Here is a 17,010-nt window from a genome sequence, read left to right on the forward strand (position 1 = left end):
AAAATATATCACTGCACCTGTTCATTTGCGCAGTGATATGCTACAATTTGAAGTTTTTATTGTGCCTTACTCGGCTATTGTGCTACTGGGACTGGACTTGCACCCGATCTCTGCGTTTTTAAGTCAAAATATGCATCCAAAACCTCTTTACCAATTGCAGAATTAATACCTGATTTATCATTATTTACCCATGGCACAACAACAGAAAAAGCAACTTCCGGATCAGCATCATATGGCGCATACCCGGCGAGAGTTAAATTATAACATTTTTTTCGATAGTTGTTTTCATCTCTTCCAATATCACTTTCTCCACCGTACACTGTTTCTGCTGTTCCTGTTTTCCCAGCCGGTTTATACGGTAAACCTTTAAAAGTTCCAGCACCGGTCCCATCTACCTCTTGGAAAACTCTTCTAAACCCTTCTTTCACATGATTTATATATGAAAGATCCATATCCACTCGATTTAACACGACTGGTTCCATCGATTGCATAACTTTCCCGACTTCCTCTGGTCTATTCGGTTGCTCTCTAATTTCTTGTACAATTTGTGGTTTCATTCGGTAACCACCATTTGCAATCGTTGACATATATTGCGCAAGCTGAAGCGGCGTATATGTATCATATTGTCCAATGGCATAGTCAAGTAAAAAACCAGGTATATTATCTGTTCTACCCATTTGACCAATCGATTCATTTGGAAGGTCAATACCGGTTGGTACACCTAAACCAAATTGTCTAAAGTAATAGCGCATTTTATTGAATGTTTCTTGCCTAATATCTAACGGATTGTTTGGTACATAATCAATCCCCGCAATCTTTAACGCCGTATTAAACATGTAGACATTGGATGAAACTTGCAATGCTCTTAAATCATCAATATCTCCAAAGTCTTTCCACGATTTCTTCGGCTTCGAACTTCCTTTAAAGTACATTGGTGCATCCAAGAAATGCGTATATGGCTTAATCGCTTCTGTTTGATATCCCGCTAATACCGTAGCTCCTTTCACCGTTGATCCTAACTCGTAAGAACTTATCATCGTTCCTAAAGCGTAGTCTTCTATTTGCATCCCGCCATCTTTATTTACAATTTTCTTTCCTGCTAATGATAGAATTTGACCATTTTTCGGATTCATCATAACGACGAATGCACGATCCATCATCGGTTCAGAAGAATGAAATGCCCTTAAATTCCTTTCAAGACTTTCCTCCACCTTTTTCTGTAAATCCATATCAACTGTTAACATTAAATTATTTCCACTTTTTCCTTTTGTCACTTTTTCAGTCCGAATAATATTTCCAGCTTTATCCGTAATATTTTTAGACTGTTCTTTCGTTCCATGTAACACATCTTCGTATTGTTTTTCGATGTAACTCTTACCAATACGATCATTTCGGTTATAATCTCGCACTAAATAATAGTCTAATTGCTCCCTTGGTAATCCCTCATTCTCAGTAGAAACACTACCAAGTACAGAACGTAGTATTTTGTCATTTGGATATTCGCGCTCCCAATCCACAGTCGTATCTACGCCTGGCAAGCTCGATAATCCTTCACTCACTACTGCATATTCATTTTGACTTACATCTTTTTTGACGATTTGTGGCGTCATTTTATATCCCGCATTCATTTTGCTTTTAATTGCTAGTACTTCTATATCCTCTTTCGAAAGCTCGTTTAATTCTTCTTGTGTAATTCTTTCTCGTCTCAACTCTTCTACTTTCTTATCTAAGTCTTTCCCTTCTATTTCCTGTTTCCTAAATTTACTCTCATCTTCTTTCGTTACTTTTGTTGCTGCACGTTTTTCATTTAACTGCATCCAAAAGTCTTTTTTATCTGTCTCTGTTAACTTGTCCATATCTTCTTGCGGCATTTCAATTAGCTTTGCTAAATTTCTTGCCACTATTAAAACCTCTTTTGAGTCCACTCCTTTCATCTTCGTATATGTAACAGTTCGTAACGGTTTATTATTTACAATAACTTTCCCTTCCCGGTCAAACATCTTCCCTCTCGGAACTGGAGTACTCACCGTTACATCTTCCTTTTTATTCACTTCATTTCGATACGTTTCTCCGTCGATGATTTGTACTTTACCTAATTGAATAATAATAGCTGAAAATAAAAGAAAAACGATAAAAAATAGTACATTTAACCGAAATGGAATATGAGTCTTTTTCTTTTTCGACTGTTTCTGTTTCTCCTTTTTCTGTCTCATTTTTCTCCCTCGCTTCATTCTATTAACATTTCTCTACATAAAACATACGTTCACTACAGTGCAATCAAATACATCATTATGTATCAAATTTAATTTTATGATATATATAGAATTTTATATTAATTACAAAAGAAATAAAAGATTTAATTTTCAGTTTTTGTATTTTATATCCTATTTATTACCATTCCCCTTAATACGCAATAACATGAATATAATTCATACAAAAAAACTGAGGTGGACATCATCCACCTCAGTTTCTTTACGAAAACAAAAACTTATTTAATCGAAGATAACCCTTTGGCAAATTCACCAATCTTATTTTGAAAAATAAAATCAAAATTGTATTCTTGTCCCGTTAATTCTTCATTTACTAAAATTGTTGTTGCGCCTACTTCCCTCTTTGCGATTTCTGGGAATGACGCGACAGGCTGTACTTTGAGTGACGTCCCCATTACAAGAAGTACATCTGTTTCATATAAACGTTTGATCGCATTTTGATACTGAGGTAACGTATCTCCGTATAAAACAACATCTGGATTTAGTATGAAATTACACTTCTCACAACGCGGCACTTCATGATCAATCATATATTGTAAATCATACCCCGTTTTACACTTTGGACAATGCGCTGTTTGCAGTGTTCCATGTAAATCAATTACATGTTTACTACCACCTACTTGATGTAAACCATCAATATTTTGCGTTAAAATCGTTATGTCTTTTCCTTGTTCTTCTATCTCTGCTAAAAAGCGATGCCCAAGATTTGGTTTATATTGATGAAACGTATTAATTTGAAAGATTTCTTTATAATGCTTCCAAAACTCTTTCGGATTTCTATTATAATAGCCTCTCGACAAATACATCTCTATATTCGCATCAGCATATAATCCATTTGCTGAACGAAAATCAGGGATTCCACTTTCCGTACTTGCACCAGCCCCTGTTAACACTGTAATTTTCTTTGCTTTTTCTAATATCGAACGTACTTCCTCATATTGCTGCACAAAAATCACCTCTATGTATTTTCCTATACTTATTATACCAGTTGTTTACAGTAGGTGTTGTACAATTCGGTTTACTTACTACGTTGCATTATCTAAACCCAAACCAATTTAATGGTGTAAGAAAGTTATCTTGGGATCAACCATCCTACACTATCACTTCTCATATTGCAAAGGATGGTAGAGAGTTTATTCATCCACAAGAAAATAGAAGGTTAACCGTTCGAGAATGCTTAAGATTAATGAGTGTTCCAGATACATACGTTATTCCGCCTCATATACCATTAAATCAACAATATACACTTATTTTAGTAATGGCGTAGCATTCTTAATAGCTAAAGCACTCTCACAATCAATTCTGGATTGTTTAGAGGTAGATTCAGTGAAAGGTGTGTCTAATGAGTAAATGACGATTTTTCAATTCATTTAGAAAGCAGCCAGAAGGCTGCTTTTCTTCATCGACGGGCTTAGATAGTTATGGACTACTGGGAACCTCTTAAGTTATACTTGTATAATATAAAAAATTAATAAGGGGTAATATTAACATTATGAAAGAAAAAAACGAACTTGTTCAAAGTATTCCTCAAACAGGATTTTTTGGGCATCCAAAAGGATTATTCTCTTTATTCTTCACTGAGTTTTGGGAAAGGTTTTCTCATTACGGGATGAGAGCTATTTTACTGTATTATATGTACTATTCGGTCTCAAAAGGTGGATTAGGAATTGATCAATCTACCGCAACCTCGATAATGGCAATTTACGGTTCCTTACTGTTCATGTCTAGTATTATCGGTGGATGGATATCGGATCGTTTATTTGGTCCAAGTAAAACCGTATTCTTTGGTGGCGTTTTAATTATGATTGGCCATCTTATTTTAGCTTTACCGGGTAGTAAAAGTGCGTTATTTATCTCTATGGTCTTCTTAGTTCTAGGAACAGGGTTGTTAAAGCCTAACATATCGAACATCGTAGGAAGTTTATACAGTGAAACAGATGCGCGTCGTGACTCAGGGTTCAGTATATTCTACATGGGTATTAACTTAGGTGCCTTACTTGCACCTTTAGTTGTCGGAACATTAGGTCAGCAATATAATTTCCACCTTGGTTTTGGAGTTGCGGCAATTGGTATGGCAATTGGGTTAGGGGTATTTGTTGGAACAAAAAAGAAAAACCTTGGTCTAATCGGTACACAAGTACCTAATCCATTATCAGATTCGGAAAGAAAAAAGACTATTAAGTATTTCAGTGTTGGTCTGGTTGTATTAATATTGCTAGGTGTGGTTACAATTCCAACTGGGTTGTTAACTATAAATCGTTTTACATTCCTGATTAGTATCTTAGGGATTGTTATTCCAGCCTATTATTTCATTTATATGTATCGTAGTCCTAAAACAACAAAAATAGAGCAATCTCGTCTTCTTGCGTATATACCACTCTTTATTGCAGCTACAATATTTTGGTCTATACAAGAACAAGGTGCTATTATCTTAGCGACATACGCGGATCAACGAACTCAATTACAGTTCAATGGAATTACATTGCATTCCGCTTGGTTCCAATCATTAAGTCCAATCTTTATCGTAACGCTTGCACCGATTTTTGCATGGATTTGGATAAAGTTAGGCAAGAAGCAGCCTTCAACGGCAAAAAAATTCGCTATTGGATTGCTATTTGCAGGTTTATCATTCTTAGTTATGATTATTCCGGCTTTAATCAACGGTACTCACTCTTTAGTGAACCCTATGTGGTTAGTCCTTAGCTTCTTTTTAATTGTAATTGGAGAAGTTTGTTTATCTCCTTCAGGGTTATCAATAACGACGAAGCTGGCTCCAGCTGCTTTCTCTTCGCAAACCATGAGCTTATGGTTCTTATCAACTGCGTCTGCGCAAGCAATAAATGCCCAAGTTGTTAAACTGTATAATCCTGCAACAGAATCAATTTACTTTGGTGTTATTGGTGCTATCTCCATTTTAGTTAGCATCCTGCTGTTTGCATTATCATCAAAAATCCAAAGTTTCATGAAGGGACTTCAATAACGGTCTCTTATTGAAATAAACAAATACAAGTTTCTATGTGAAGAGTAGCCAAACGGGTTACTCTTTTTTGTAAAGGTTAGATAAATATTGCATTCTTACCGTACTTATATTTAAATTTATCAGTTTTGAAAAATCATAGTACAATTAACAATTCTGATGATTATCTCTTACCCAGTTATACTTTACTAATGGAAAAAATTCACTCTGTTTGTTTTACATAAAAATGGTGTGATATTTTTATCACACCATTTTAAAATCATTACTTTGTATATCTTTGAGTTTATCAGAACTTAACTTTTTATCCATTCATATAGACGAAAATTCTACATCATTAAGAAACTATTTAAAAAGTTGCCTTTTATTTGGAACAATTCCATATTTGTTAGAATACTCCCATTGCAACCTTTCCCTTTATATTCTATACTGCATCTTCAATTACAAAATACAAACACACAAAGAGGGCTGCATCAGCCCTCTTTAATTAACATGCTTTTTACTTAATGCGTCGCACCGCCGCACGCTACAATATCTACTTCCACTTCCGTCGCTACCTCAATTGCCAACTCTATCCCTTTACGAATCGTAGAAAGTGACATACTCGGTTGCCCTGGATAATTGCTCGCTTGCTCTGGCAAGAACGGAATATGAACAAATCCGCCTTTTATTTTCTTATCATGTTTCTCTAGTTCGTGCATGAGACCATAGAATAAATGATTACAAACGAATGTACCTGCGGTTTGTGAAACAGATGACGGTATACCTTCTTCGCGAAGTTTTTTCACGATTGCTTTCATCGGAAGTGTAGACCAATACGCAATAGGTCCTTCTTCTACAACCGGCATATCCACCGGCTTGTTCCCTTCATTATCAGCAATTCTTGCATCATCAACATTAATTGCTATTCGCTCTATCGTAACATCTGGTCTGCCCCCAGCTTGTCCAATACATATAATAATGTCAGGCGACAACTCTTCTATATACGCTTTTAATACTTGTATCGATTTATGAAATACCGTTGGAACTTGTTTACTTATAATCTTGTATTCTCCAATTGTTTTTTCATGTAAACTTTTTGCGACTTCCCAAGCTGGGTTGATGCTTTCTCCGCCAAACGGATCAAATCCTGTTACTAATACTGTTTTCATAGTTTCACTCTCCTAATTAGAAACGATATACAAGGCCGTACATTATAAACATATTTATAATGAAAATGGACAGAGCAATTGGTACTTGCGCCTTAATGACAGCATTCTTATCTTTCAATTCTAAGAGCATTGCCGGAACGATGTTAAAGTTTGCCGCCATTGGAGTAATCAGTGTTCCGCAATATCCAGCAAACATACCGAGTGCTGCCATAATTGCTGGGTTCCCGCCGTGCATTTGAACAATTAAAGGCAAGCCAATTCCGCCAGTAATAACCGCAAACGCAGCGAAAGCATTTCCCATTACAACTGTGAATAGCATCATTCCTAAACAGTACGCCATAACAGCAACGAATGGATACTCTGTTGGTAACACTTGTCCGACTAAATCAGAAACGACCTGGCCAACGCCAGATTTTGCGAAAATACCGCCAAGCGCTGCTAACATTTGTGGTAAAATAACAGCCCAGCCGACAGCCTGTAGTAATCTGCTTCCTTCTTGAACAGGCGTTGTTATTTTCGCTTTTGTAATACGCATCGCTGCAACGAATGCGAGTAATGCACCTAACGCTAATGCAACTAACGTTACTTTATCAGGATCAACAAGAGAGACATTTCCCCATTTGATTTTCCCTAATGTCAGTGTACCGATAATTGTAAAAATAGGTATTAACAGTGCAGGCATAAAAATTTTATTCTTTAATTTCTCAGCATGTTTCACACGTTCTTGCACTGGTACTTCTTTCTCCTCGGATTTTGTTACTTTATTTAATGAAGCTAACACGACCATAGCGAGTACGATACAGCCAACGTAAAACGAAGGTATTACATTTCCAAATAAAAATGTAACTGCAAACAATGCCCAAAATAAGCTAGAACCGAATCGGTTTGGATGTTCACGATCAAATGCAATACGAACAGCGATAAATGCAACGATTATTCCTAATACATAATAAATTGTATCCATTGTTATGATGTTCATCTTATATAGCCTCCTTCTCTTGTTTTTCTTCTGCCTTCATTGTTTTCTCTATATACTTATCAAACCTTCTAAACCTAATCCAGCTCACAATAAGGGCAGATATCGCAGTTGGAATACCCCAAAGCGCCATATCCCATACACCGACATGCATACCTACTGAATCGAAGAATCCCTTCATTAATAAAATGGCACCAGTTGCGATAAAAATATCTTCTCCGAAAAACCAAGCTGTGTTTTCCGCAGCTGCTGCGTTTGCTTTAATCTTTTCTCTCAATTTTTCAGGGAGTTTACCATATTTACCTTGCGCAGCTCCTTCTGCCATTGGCGCAACAAGTGGTCTTACCGTTTGCGCATGACCACCAATATTCAGTCCAAGTGCTGCTGATGATTCTCTTATCGTAAAATATGACATTAATACTCTTCCAGTTGTTGCTCCTTTTGATTTCGTTATAAGTGCTTCTGCTCTTTCTTTTAAACCATAACGCTCTAAAATTCCGATTACCGGTAAAGTTAATATGATTGGCATAGACATATATCTGTTTTCTATGAAAAATTTACCGAACATGCTAATCACATCATAAAAACTTAAGCCTGAAACCATACCAGTAACAATACCCGCAACCATAACTACTAACAGTGTATTTAATCTAAATAAAAACCCAACTGCAACAAGTAGTATCCCAATTAATTTAATCATTTCCAGCACTTCCCCTCATTTATTATTTCGGTGCACTTATAGAAACACCGTTAAGTTCGAATGTTCTGTATATTTTTTCCGCAAATTGTACTGCTTTCTCTCCGTCCCCGTGTAAACATATCGTTTGCGCCTGAACTGCTACTTTCTCCCCATTAACCGATTCTACATACCCTTCCTTCACCATTTGAAGTACTTGTTTTATTGCTTCATCTTCATTTTTTATAAGAGCATTTTCTTCTGTACGGCTCGTTAAAGTTCCATCCTGCTTATACGTACGATCAGCAAAAGCTTCTTGTACGAGAGTTATATTATATTTTTCTGTTGCCTTTATAAATGCCTCACTATTCGCTAATCCGTAAAGTAATAATCCAGGGTTAATATGATAAATTGCTTTTGCGATTGCATCCGCAATTTCCGAATCAGTTGCCGCCATATTATATAAGGCACCGTGCGGTTTTACATGTTGCATTTTCCCTCCGGCAGCTCTAACAAATCCTTCTAATGCGCCAATTTGATATAAAACATAATCGTACACTTCACTTGCTGAAACGTGCATATTCCTTCTTCCAAATCCAATTAAATCAGGAAATCCAGGATGCGCTCCTATTGCTACGTTATGCTGCAGAGCTTTTTCAACCGTTTGCCTCATAACGGCCGGATCACCCGCATGAAAACCACAAGCAACGTTTATAGAGGAAACGAACGGAAGAATTTCATCATCATTCCCCATTTTATAAGCTCCAAAACTTTCTCCTAAATCACAGTTCAAATCGATTGTAGTCACGATGTTTTCCTCCTAATCTCAGCTTCGTAAAGCGATGAATTTCTTTAATAGACTCATACTTGTTTCCTGTTCTATATATAAGTGTGCAGCTTCTTCCATAGTTATTTTTTCAAAAGTTACATAGTCTCCTGGTTTCAGCTGCGCTAGAAGAGGTAAATCTACTGAAACTACATTTCCAATTCTCGGATAACCACCTGTCGTTTGTCTATCCGCCATTAATATAATAGGCTGTCCACCATTCGGTACTTGAATTGTTCCGAATGTAACTGGGCTCGATAAAATTTCTATCTCTTCAACTCTATTTAAAACATCTCCGTCAAGCCTATATCCCATGCGATCAGCATAATTGGATACTTTATACTCTTTCGAAAAAAACGACTTTATACTTTCTTCTGTAAATTGATCATATTCAAAGTCTGTTATGACGCGAAGAATAGGCTGCTTCTTATATTTTGGTAAAGTATTGTTACAAATTGCCCACTTCGTTTTTATACGCTCTTCTTCTTGTAAATTCCGAATGAAACGACTCCCAACTTCTGCCCCTGTACCAATTTGAAAATAATCTCCTTTTTTCAGCATTCTCCCTTCAATACCGCCAAGAGCAGCACGTATGTAAGTACTTTTACTTCCCATCGTACGATTAATATTTATACCACCCGCAAAAGTCACATACGCCCTGCAACCGCTTTTCGCTTTTCCGAGACAAAGCATGCTTCCTTCTTCAGCTAATATGGGACGCCATAATGGAATGCGTTCTCCATTTAACAACGGTTCCATATCTGCTCCACCAATCGCGAGCAAAGTCGTTTTCTTGATTAACAATTTAGGTCCCATTATTGTAATTTCGAGTCCAGCCTCATTCTCCTCATTACCTACTAACATATTAATCATCCTGAGCGCATTTTTATCCATAGCCCCGCCAACAGGTACACCGTATTGTTGATAATGAGATCGTCCTAAATCTTGGACTGTTGTAAACATTCCTGCATGCAAAACCTCTACATCCATTCTTTAGCCCCCTCAAGCGATACGTACTCTTCCTTTGTTATTGGTATAAATCGTAAATACATACCACTTTGAATATATGTTGGTGTTTCTTCTTTTGGATTAAATAGAGAAATAGGTGTTCGGCCGATAATATTCCAGCCTCCTGGTGTTTCAAGCGGATAAATACCTGTTTGATTTCCGCCAATACCTACTGAACCAGGAGCAATTTGTAACCGCGGCGTTTCTTTTCTAGGTGTTTCTAGTTCTTTCGGTAATCCGCCTAAATATGGGAACCCAGGTGTAAAACCTAACATATACACGAAATATGTTGTTTCACTATGTATTCGAATAACATCCTCTACTTGTAATCCTTGATAATATGCAACCTCTTCTAAATCAGGTCCATATTCTCCCCCGTAACACACCGGTATAGAAATATGTTTCACATCTCGGTTCACTTCTTCTTTATAAGAATCACACAGCTCCTGTATATACTGGCAAACGTGATCATATGGCCTTTCACTTCTCTCGTTTTGCTTCCATACTTCGTACAAATTGTAGTACACCGCTAATGAAGTAAACGATGGAACGCATTCAACCATTCCTGCAAACGGATGCCGCCTCAGCGCTTGAAATAATCGTTGTACTTTTTCGTATATATCCATCCCAATTTCTTCACCAAATGTAACAATAATTGCTTGATCCCCTAACGCAGAAAATTTCATCCCACTCCCTCTTTCTATACCCAAAAGCCGAGTTCTTTCGAAATACGGTATGCTGTTTCTTTCACTTTCGCAGTAAAATATGAAATGTTACTTTCGCTATACTCAATTGCTAATCCCGAAATACTAATGCCAGCTACAACCGTTCCATCACTTGCAAAAATTGGTGCTGCTATAGCTGCTGTATGATTTTCTAATTCAGAGTAGCTAATTGTGTACCCTTCTTTTTTCGCCATATGCAATACTTCTAACAAATGCTCCTTATTCACGATCGTTCCATCCGCAAACTGCTTTAAATCTGTTTCCTCTACGTACTTTCTTTTCTCTTCCTCAGAAAAATACGATAGTAAAATTCTCGGACATGCACCCGCATACAGAGGAGCCCTTCTTCCAACCGCCGTATAAACACGTACCGGCTGAGCTCCTTCCATTTTTTCAACATAAATTGCATCATTACCATCTTGAATAATTAAATTTACTGCTTGCCCTAAACTATCTCTAAGCTCTTTCATATAAGGTATCGCAATATTTCTTACGGATAACCTTTGTGAAACAAGTTGACCAAATCGTAAAAAAACGACTCCGAGACGATACTTTCCCTTTTCTGTTTTTTGTAAAAAGTCCATTTCTTCTAACGAGCCAATTAAACGATAAACAGATGTTTTCGGCATATTCGTAAGCTGAACCATCTCTGTTAAACTTAGCTCCTCATGCTCATAAAACAACTCCAAAATATCCATTGTCTTAACTGCCGTTTTATTTATACTCATCCTATCTCCTTTAAGTTCCGAATTTCGGAACTTAAATTCCGTTTTTCGAAACAAACCTATAATTTAAAATTATAAAATATTCTTTCAATTCTATCAATATATTTTTCACAAACAAAAAAGTATGGAAGAATATTTCTCCCATACTTTTGCTTTACTTTATAACGCTCTCACTTGTTTCAATGGCCAGAAAACAGCTTGTCCTTTTCCGACAATTTCATCTTCTGAAATAAACCCAAACATACGACCGTCTTTAGATACTTCACGATTATCTCCTAAAACAAACACTTGGCCTTCTGGCACTTTCGTTTTCCCTGTGATTTGTTCTAACGTAAAATCAGGAGTTAATACACGACCTGACGCCTTTTCTTTAAATTCTTTTAAATACGGTTCTTCCATCGCTTTTCCGTTTACATATAAAACATCATCTTTATACTCAACTGTATCACCTGGTAAACCAATTACTCGTTTTACTAAATCGTACCCTTCTTTTCCGTGGAAGACGATAACGTCAAAACGGTCTAACCCGCTTATACTATAACCAATCTTATTCACGAGAACTCGCTCATTATTTTCTAAAGTTGGCATCATCGATTCCCCTTGTACTAATGAAGGTGTAAATAAAACACCGCGAATAATAGCGATTAATACAAGGGTAAATCCTATCGTTTTAGCCCATGAGAATAATTCTTTCTTCGTATTTTCCTTCATCGTTTCTCCTCTTTCTTAAGTGTTTATTTTATTATTTGAACTAATTCTTGTACTAAATTAGGATCAATTTCAGAAAAACATGATTTCCCTTCTCTTACCGCTGTACCGACATGAGCTTGAGAAATTCCAGTTTCATCTAGCAATTGTTTTACATTCTTTTTCGTTACTCCGCTTCCGACAACAAGCTGTATATTCCCTTCACTTTCCTTTTGCATTGCTGCAAGAACCGGAATATTATCTACTACATTTCCTTGTCCGCCTGAAGTTAAAACGTGAGTAACTTTATTGAATTTCTTCAAAACTTTCATCGCTTCTACTGGATTTTCTGTATCATCTATCGCACGGTGATACGTTACATTTATTCCATCTACAACAGATAATAAATCTACTAATTTCTCTTCATCAACTTCATTTTGTTCATTTAACACACCTAATACAACACCAGCAGCTCCAAGATTTTGAGCAACTACAATATCTTCTTTCATCATTTCAATTTCTTCTTCCGTATATGTAAAAGACTTCGCATGCGGACGAATCATAACATGAACTGGTATTTGCACTGCATCTACTGCTTTTTTTATAAAAGCATAGCTCGGTGTTAAACCACCTTCTGTATATGATGAAATGAGTTCAATTCGATTTCCACCAGCCTTTTCAATTCGCTTCACATCTTCTAAACAAGTTGCAATAACCTCTAGCATGAGATAACCTCTTTTCGTACTTTTTTCTTATTATACAGTAGGTGAAATAAGAAACATAGCATTCCACTATAAAACTATAAAAAGAAGAATGAAAAGAAAGATTTATTGAATTGATAATAAATATCCTATATGTTATGTTTTTCTTAAAATTATACATTCTTATATCCTTATGAAAGGAGATAAATATATGCTTCTTACAAAAAAAACGGTTCGTTATCTCTAGTTCATTTATTGTAATTGCATCACTTTTCGCGATTACTTTATTAACAAAACCAAATACAAAACTAGATTTCTCAACTTCAAGTATAGAAACAGAAACGATTACCCTTTCATCAATCAATAAAGAAGAAACTCAAACCTTTCGTTCATCTTCATTTAATAACTCAACTGTATTCAGAGGCGATACTGGTACAGGCTTTGACTTTAGCGGCCAAGGTGACTTACATATTACGATTAAAAATACTGGTACAAACAGTTTTACCTATTCAATTAAATTCAAAGAAGATCGTTTAGTAAAACACACGTTACAGCCAAATGAAAGTAAATCCTTTCCTTTACGTTCACTCATCGCCAATCCTTTACCAGGTGAGTATTCATTATTTGCACATAATCAAGACGGTTCTGAAAGTAGTATGAATCTTGAAGTGCAGCCACAATAGAACAAAATAAAAAAGCTATCCTCTTATCAAAAGGATAGCCTTTTTATTTTGTAAAACGAGAATTCCCTCTTCTTTGAACAATGACATAATACATGGAATTATATCAACGATTCACCGACAACGAAAAGCCTGTTCCTGAACGGAACAGACTTTATATTTCTTCATTACGACCGAAACGCCGCATCCGCCAGCATAGACAGTGTTACATCATCCATCGGCGGATTGTGTAGTCCTACTCTGACGTTTAAATAATAGTGATGAAGCGGATTTTTTTCTGATAAACTTTTCGCTCCTACGATGCGCATTGCTTTATCTACAATAGATATCGCCGCATTTGTTACCGCGTATTTCACTGCCGCAAGTTCTGCTTGCAATGATAATTTATCTTCTGCCTCATCGTATTTTTTCGCAATTTGATATAAAAAGACACGAGCTTGCATAAGCTCAAGTTCTAATTCTCCAACTAACCTTCTAACATTCGGTAATAAACTTATAGAATGATTTAAACTGTTTGGCTTGTATGATACCGCAAACTGAACTGCATAATTTCTTGCTGATTGTGCAATTCCTAAATAACATGCTGGTATATGTAGCAACCAGCCAATACCCTTAGCTTTAACTTTTGAACCCTTTATATCAGTGAAAAAGCGATCTGGTATCTCTACATTTTGTAAAACGAGATCATGGCTCGCAGTTCCTCGCATTGCGATGCTATCCCACGTTTCTTCAATTGTCACGCCTTGCGTATTCTTTGGAATGACAAACTCTCCGATATCTTCCTGGCCTTCAATACTTGCTGAAATGATAAAATAATCAAGTACTGGTGCCATTGTCGTAAACGTTTTTCTTCCATTTATAATCCACTTCTCACCTTTTTTGACAGCTAACGTCTCTGGTTTCCCGCCGCGCGTAGGACTACCTGTATTCGGCTCTGTCGCTGCTCGATTAAAAAGCGCACCATTACGTACTTCTTCACAAAACCAAGTGAACATTTCCTCATTCCAAGAACGATTTTCAGCTAATTCCTTTACAATGCCAAGGTGCCATCCAATCGATAATGCGGTAGCACCGCAGCCTTCTGCTATTTTCTCTTGAAATAAAACGAAGTCATATAAAGAAATCGCATTGCCTCCCAATTCTTTTGGCAACGTTAATTTCGTATATCCGATATCTTTCAAATTATTAATATTTTCATACGGAAATGATCCTAATTCACTTAGTTGATGCTCCCTTTCCATGAACTTCGGAATCAATTTATTTATTTTCTCAATAACTAAAGATTGTTCTTCTGTTTCAACAAATGAGAGTGCCATACATAATCTCCTTTATGTTCGATTCATAAACCGTTCATTTTGTCATTATGATTATATGAAGTTACTTCTCTATTGTTTCACTATTCCGATAAAAATACAATGCTTTTGAACAATAAGAAAAGTTCCTATAAAAAGGATAGGTTCTTTTCTTATATTAATCCCCTTTCAATGCCTTTAATGGCAAAGAGGTTACATATCCAATATACGAGCATAATTCTTTAAAAAAGAAAGGGATTTCTGTATCTAACGTTTTATACGCTGACGTTGGAGTTGGTGATGCATACGCTTCAATTTTAATATGCTTTGCAATTTTCATTGCACGTTTCATATGAAGTGGATCACTCACAATCGTATATGTGCGTATTCCGTTCTCTATTCCAACTTGCTTTGCATTCTTTAAATTGTCCTCTGTGAAAAGGGATTTTGTTTCAATTAGAATATCCTCTTCTTTCACACCATGTTTCAGTGCATACACTCTAGCAGTACGCGCTTCCTCAAGCTCTGCCTCAAACTTTGTACCACCTGTGAAAATAATCTTTTTAATATTACCGTTCTTATATAAGGAAATTGCATGATTAATTCTTTCTTTAAATACAGGAGATGGTTTTCCGTTCCATGAAGCTGCTCCCAGCACGATACCAGCATCTGTCTTCACACCATCATCTGTTTTAAAGCGATAACTCCAAATATCGTAAGCTGCATAACTTACATATAAAATAATAGAACAAATCATAAGCAAGAATACTTGCAAGATTTTTCTTTTCTTACTTTTCTTATTTTCTTTCATTTATAACTGCCTCCGTACATCATCCATACTTCTATATAAAAACGTATATATCAAATCATTTTGTTTGAATTTGTTTAAAAGAAGGAATTTTTCTTATCATATATATGCATTAAAGGGTTTTCATTTAAAATTGAGGATTATCAATTCATTTTTCGTTTGCGGTTTTCATTACATTTGTGTAATTTATAAGTTTATTACCATACAACTACATTGTAACGAATTTTTTATCATAATGGAATGATGAAACAAAAGAAGTAACTGTTTTGTAAGAAAAAAGGTATATTTTTCATCTTGACGATCAATACACCTTTAATAATATGAATTATCGTTTTTCTTTATATGACTCTAATTTTTCTAATAACCTTTCCTTTACTGCTGGCCATTCATTTGCAATAACACTATATACAACTGCATCTCTAACATGCCCACTCGGTAATTTTCTTTCGTTTCTAAGTACACCCTCTTTTACTGCGCCGAGTCTTTCAATTGCTCTTTGTGCTTTTTCATTTCGTGCATCCGTCTTAATTTGTACCCTCCGCATATGCAACTTTTCAAAAGCATATTGTAATAACATATACTTACATTCTGTATTCATACTCGTACGTTGCACACTTGGGTCATACCACGTTTTCCCTAATTCCACCGTCTTATCTTCAACTGAAATGTTATATAAGCGTGTACTTCCTACTACTTCATTTGTCTTTTGATCAACAACAACAAATGGCAAATCCTTCCCTGCCCCATAAGCTTTTATCGCCTTTTGAACATATTGCTGCATATCTTGAACAGTATCCATTTTAGAGATTAAATACGCCCAAATATCTCGATTTCCTTCCACGATTGAAAACATTTTTTCGACATCATTGCTATCCATTAACCGTAACTTTGCTCTTTCGTGAATTACTTCCATTTTTAAGCCCCCTTTGTTGTAACTATATCATACTCCACTACCGTTAAATCGTTATATAAGAACACATAATTATATTTATGTTAAGGAATAAAATATATCTTTAAAATAAAAAATGCGATGCCTTTATTCAAGCATCGCACTCATAAATTGAATTGAAATTTACTTTTTTTCCATTACTGCAAAATAATTATTTTCGCTATCTGCAAAATTAAATATTCTACCTGAAGGCATATTTACAATTTCTCCGACTGTAACGTTTTTGTTTACTAAATCGCTATATAAACGATCGAATTCTTTTGAGAAGAACATTAAGGAAGGTGTACCAAGATTTAACTCAGGCTGCATTTTAGCAATTAACTCCTTATTATGGAGAATAATACTTGTTTCAGCTTCTTTAGTTGGAGCAATTTCAATCCATCGCATTCCTTGACCGTTATCTTCCTCTGAAATTACAATAAATCCTACTTTTTCTGTCCAGAATTCCTTCACTTCATCTTGGTTATTCACATACAACATAATTTGACCAACATTATTAATCATCTATTTTAACTCTCCCTTACAAAAATTTTTATTAAACCAAATGTTTTAAACTTTATTA

Annotated in this window: 17 protein-coding genes; 2 read left to right on the top strand and 15 right to left on the bottom strand. The window is 35.8% G+C overall.

The window, feature by feature from the left end:
* Positions 1–74 precede the first annotated feature (74 nt).
* Both MKX37_RS14900 and MKX37_RS14905 read right to left on the bottom strand, forming a co-directional pair.
* Entirely contained in the window at positions 75–2,231 is a 2,157-nt protein-coding gene (locus tag MKX37_RS14900; protein ID WP_176126844.1) for a peptidoglycan D,D-transpeptidase FtsI family protein, read from the bottom strand.
* Positions 2,232–2,488: 257 nt separating this feature from the next.
* Positions 2,489–3,217 carry an NAD-dependent protein deacylase gene (locus MKX37_RS14905; protein WP_002127990.1) on the bottom strand — a complete coding sequence of 243 codons (729 nt, stop codon included), beginning with the start codon at positions 3,215–3,217 and terminating at the stop codon, positions 2,489–2,491.
* Between the two features lie 83 nt (positions 3,218–3,300).
* Here MKX37_RS14905 and MKX37_RS14910 point away from each other — a divergent pair, with 83 nt between their 5' ends.
* Together MKX37_RS14910 and MKX37_RS14915 are read left to right on the top strand one after the other, a co-directional pair.
* Positions 3,301–3,537, top strand: a complete 237-nt coding sequence (locus tag MKX37_RS14910) for a DNA cytosine methyltransferase (protein ID WP_078203533.1) — start codon at positions 3,301–3,303, stop codon at positions 3,535–3,537.
* 225 nt (positions 3,538–3,762) lie between these two features.
* Positions 3,763–5,250, top strand: a complete 1,488-nt coding sequence (locus MKX37_RS14915; RefSeq protein WP_002127991.1) for a peptide MFS transporter — start codon at positions 3,763–3,765, stop codon at positions 5,248–5,250.
* A gap of 497 nt (positions 5,251–5,747) precedes the next feature.
* On the opposite strand, the gene pcp is transcribed toward MKX37_RS14915, so the two are convergent.
* The 13 genes from pcp to MKX37_RS14980 form a co-directional block, all read right to left on the bottom strand.
* Positions 5,748–6,395: a pyroglutamyl-peptidase I gene (pcp, locus tag MKX37_RS14920; RefSeq protein ID WP_002127993.1), complete on the bottom strand. Its 648-nt coding sequence runs from the start codon at positions 6,393–6,395 to the stop codon at positions 5,748–5,750.
* A gap of 16 nt (positions 6,396–6,411) precedes the next feature.
* Entirely contained in the window at positions 6,412–7,374 is a 963-nt protein-coding gene (locus MKX37_RS14925) for a DUF979 domain-containing protein (RefSeq protein WP_001021656.1), read from the bottom strand.
* A 1-nt stretch (position 7,375) separates the two neighbouring features.
* The gene (locus tag MKX37_RS14930; RefSeq protein ID WP_000593391.1) at positions 7,376–8,071 is read right to left on the bottom strand and encodes a DUF969 domain-containing protein; all 696 of its coding nucleotides are present in this window, start codon (positions 8,069–8,071) and stop codon (positions 7,376–7,378) included.
* Between the two features lie 22 nt (positions 8,072–8,093).
* Complete coding sequence (gene pxpA, locus MKX37_RS14935; RefSeq protein WP_050000596.1) at positions 8,094–8,855, bottom strand: 5-oxoprolinase subunit PxpA; 762 nt, start codon at positions 8,853–8,855, stop codon at positions 8,094–8,096.
* A gap of 18 nt (positions 8,856–8,873) precedes the next feature.
* The gene (locus MKX37_RS14940) at positions 8,874–9,863 is read right to left on the bottom strand and encodes a 5-oxoprolinase subunit C family protein (RefSeq protein ID WP_078422141.1); all 990 of its coding nucleotides are present in this window, start codon (positions 9,861–9,863) and stop codon (positions 8,874–8,876) included.
* Positions 9,854–10,567, bottom strand: a complete 714-nt coding sequence (pxpB, locus tag MKX37_RS14945; protein WP_002127997.1) for a 5-oxoprolinase subunit PxpB — start codon at positions 10,565–10,567, stop codon at positions 9,854–9,856. The genes MKX37_RS14940 and pxpB overlap by 10 nt, the downstream gene beginning before the upstream one ends.
* A gap of 14 nt (positions 10,568–10,581) precedes the next feature.
* A complete protein-coding gene (locus MKX37_RS14950) occupies positions 10,582–11,334 on the bottom strand; it encodes an IclR family transcriptional regulator (RefSeq protein ID WP_002165511.1) in 753 nt (250 codons plus the stop codon).
* Between the two features lie 156 nt (positions 11,335–11,490).
* Positions 11,491–12,042: a signal peptidase I gene (lepB, locus tag MKX37_RS14955; RefSeq protein WP_002013664.1), complete on the bottom strand. Its 552-nt coding sequence runs from the start codon at positions 12,040–12,042 to the stop codon at positions 11,491–11,493.
* 23 nt (positions 12,043–12,065) lie between these two features.
* Complete coding sequence (locus MKX37_RS14960; protein WP_002033012.1) at positions 12,066–12,743, bottom strand: copper homeostasis protein CutC; 678 nt, start codon at positions 12,741–12,743, stop codon at positions 12,066–12,068.
* Positions 12,744–13,566: 823 nt separating this feature from the next.
* Complete coding sequence (locus MKX37_RS14965; protein ID WP_050000594.1) at positions 13,567–14,715, bottom strand: acyl-CoA dehydrogenase family protein; 1,149 nt, start codon at positions 14,713–14,715, stop codon at positions 13,567–13,569.
* 154 nt (positions 14,716–14,869) lie between these two features.
* Positions 14,870–15,502 carry a YdcF family protein gene (locus tag MKX37_RS14970; RefSeq protein ID WP_002128006.1) on the bottom strand — a complete coding sequence of 211 codons (633 nt, stop codon included), beginning with the start codon at positions 15,500–15,502 and terminating at the stop codon, positions 14,870–14,872.
* 322 nt (positions 15,503–15,824) lie between these two features.
* Positions 15,825–16,412: a GNAT family N-acetyltransferase gene (locus MKX37_RS14975; protein WP_002128007.1), complete on the bottom strand. Its 588-nt coding sequence runs from the start codon at positions 16,410–16,412 to the stop codon at positions 15,825–15,827.
* Positions 16,413–16,571: 159 nt separating this feature from the next.
* Positions 16,572–16,952, bottom strand: coding sequence for a VOC family protein (locus tag MKX37_RS14980; RefSeq protein WP_002033018.1), 381 nt, complete (start codon positions 16,950–16,952; stop codon positions 16,572–16,574).
* Between the last annotated feature and the right edge of the window lie 58 nt (positions 16,953–17,010).

Origin of the sequence: Bacillus sp. FSL R5-0709 (assembly GCF_038004785.1) — a bacterium.
In the GTDB taxonomy this organism is placed as follows: Bacteria; Bacillota; Bacilli; order Bacillales; family Bacillaceae_G; genus Bacillus_A; species Bacillus_A mycoides.

Bases quoted from the DNA above. Each gene is read 5' to 3' on its own strand.
- MKX37_RS14900 (WP_176126844.1), bottom strand. From the start codon at position 2,231: ATGAAGCGAGGGAGAAAAATGAGACAGAAAAAGGAGAAACAGAAACAG.
- lepB (WP_002013664.1), bottom strand. From the start codon at position 12,042: ATGAAGGAAAATACGAAGAAAGAATTATTCTCATGGGCTAAAACGATA.
- MKX37_RS14915 (WP_002127991.1), top strand. From the start codon at position 3,763: ATGAAAGAAAAAAACGAACTTGTTCAAAGTATTCCTCAAACAGGATTT.
- pxpB (WP_002127997.1), bottom strand. From the start codon at position 10,567: ATGAAATTTTCTGCGTTAGGGGATCAAGCAATTATTGTTACATTTGGT.
- MKX37_RS14930 (WP_000593391.1), bottom strand. From the start codon at position 8,071: ATGATTAAATTAATTGGGATACTACTTGTTGCAGTTGGGTTTTTATTT.
- MKX37_RS14925 (WP_001021656.1), bottom strand. From the start codon at position 7,374: ATGAACATCATAACAATGGATACAATTTATTATGTATTAGGAATAATC.
- MKX37_RS14970 (WP_002128006.1), bottom strand. From the start codon at position 15,502: ATGAAAGAAAATAAGAAAAGTAAGAAAAGAAAAATCTTGCAAGTATTC.
- MKX37_RS14980 (WP_002033018.1), bottom strand. From the start codon at position 16,952: ATGATTAATAATGTTGGTCAAATTATGTTGTATGTGAATAACCAAGAT.
- MKX37_RS14965 (WP_050000594.1), bottom strand. From the start codon at position 14,715: ATGGCACTCTCATTTGTTGAAACAGAAGAACAATCTTTAGTTATTGAG.
- MKX37_RS14960 (WP_002033012.1), bottom strand. From the start codon at position 12,743: ATGCTAGAGGTTATTGCAACTTGTTTAGAAGATGTGAAGCGAATTGAA.
- MKX37_RS14940 (WP_078422141.1), bottom strand. From the start codon at position 9,863: ATGGATGTAGAGGTTTTGCATGCAGGAATGTTTACAACAGTCCAAGAT.
- MKX37_RS14975 (WP_002128007.1), bottom strand. From the start codon at position 16,412: ATGGAAGTAATTCACGAAAGAGCAAAGTTACGGTTAATGGATAGCAAT.
- pcp (WP_002127993.1), bottom strand. From the start codon at position 6,395: ATGAAAACAGTATTAGTAACAGGATTTGATCCGTTTGGCGGAGAAAGC.
- MKX37_RS14950 (WP_002165511.1), bottom strand. From the start codon at position 11,334: ATGAGTATAAATAAAACGGCAGTTAAGACAATGGATATTTTGGAGTTG.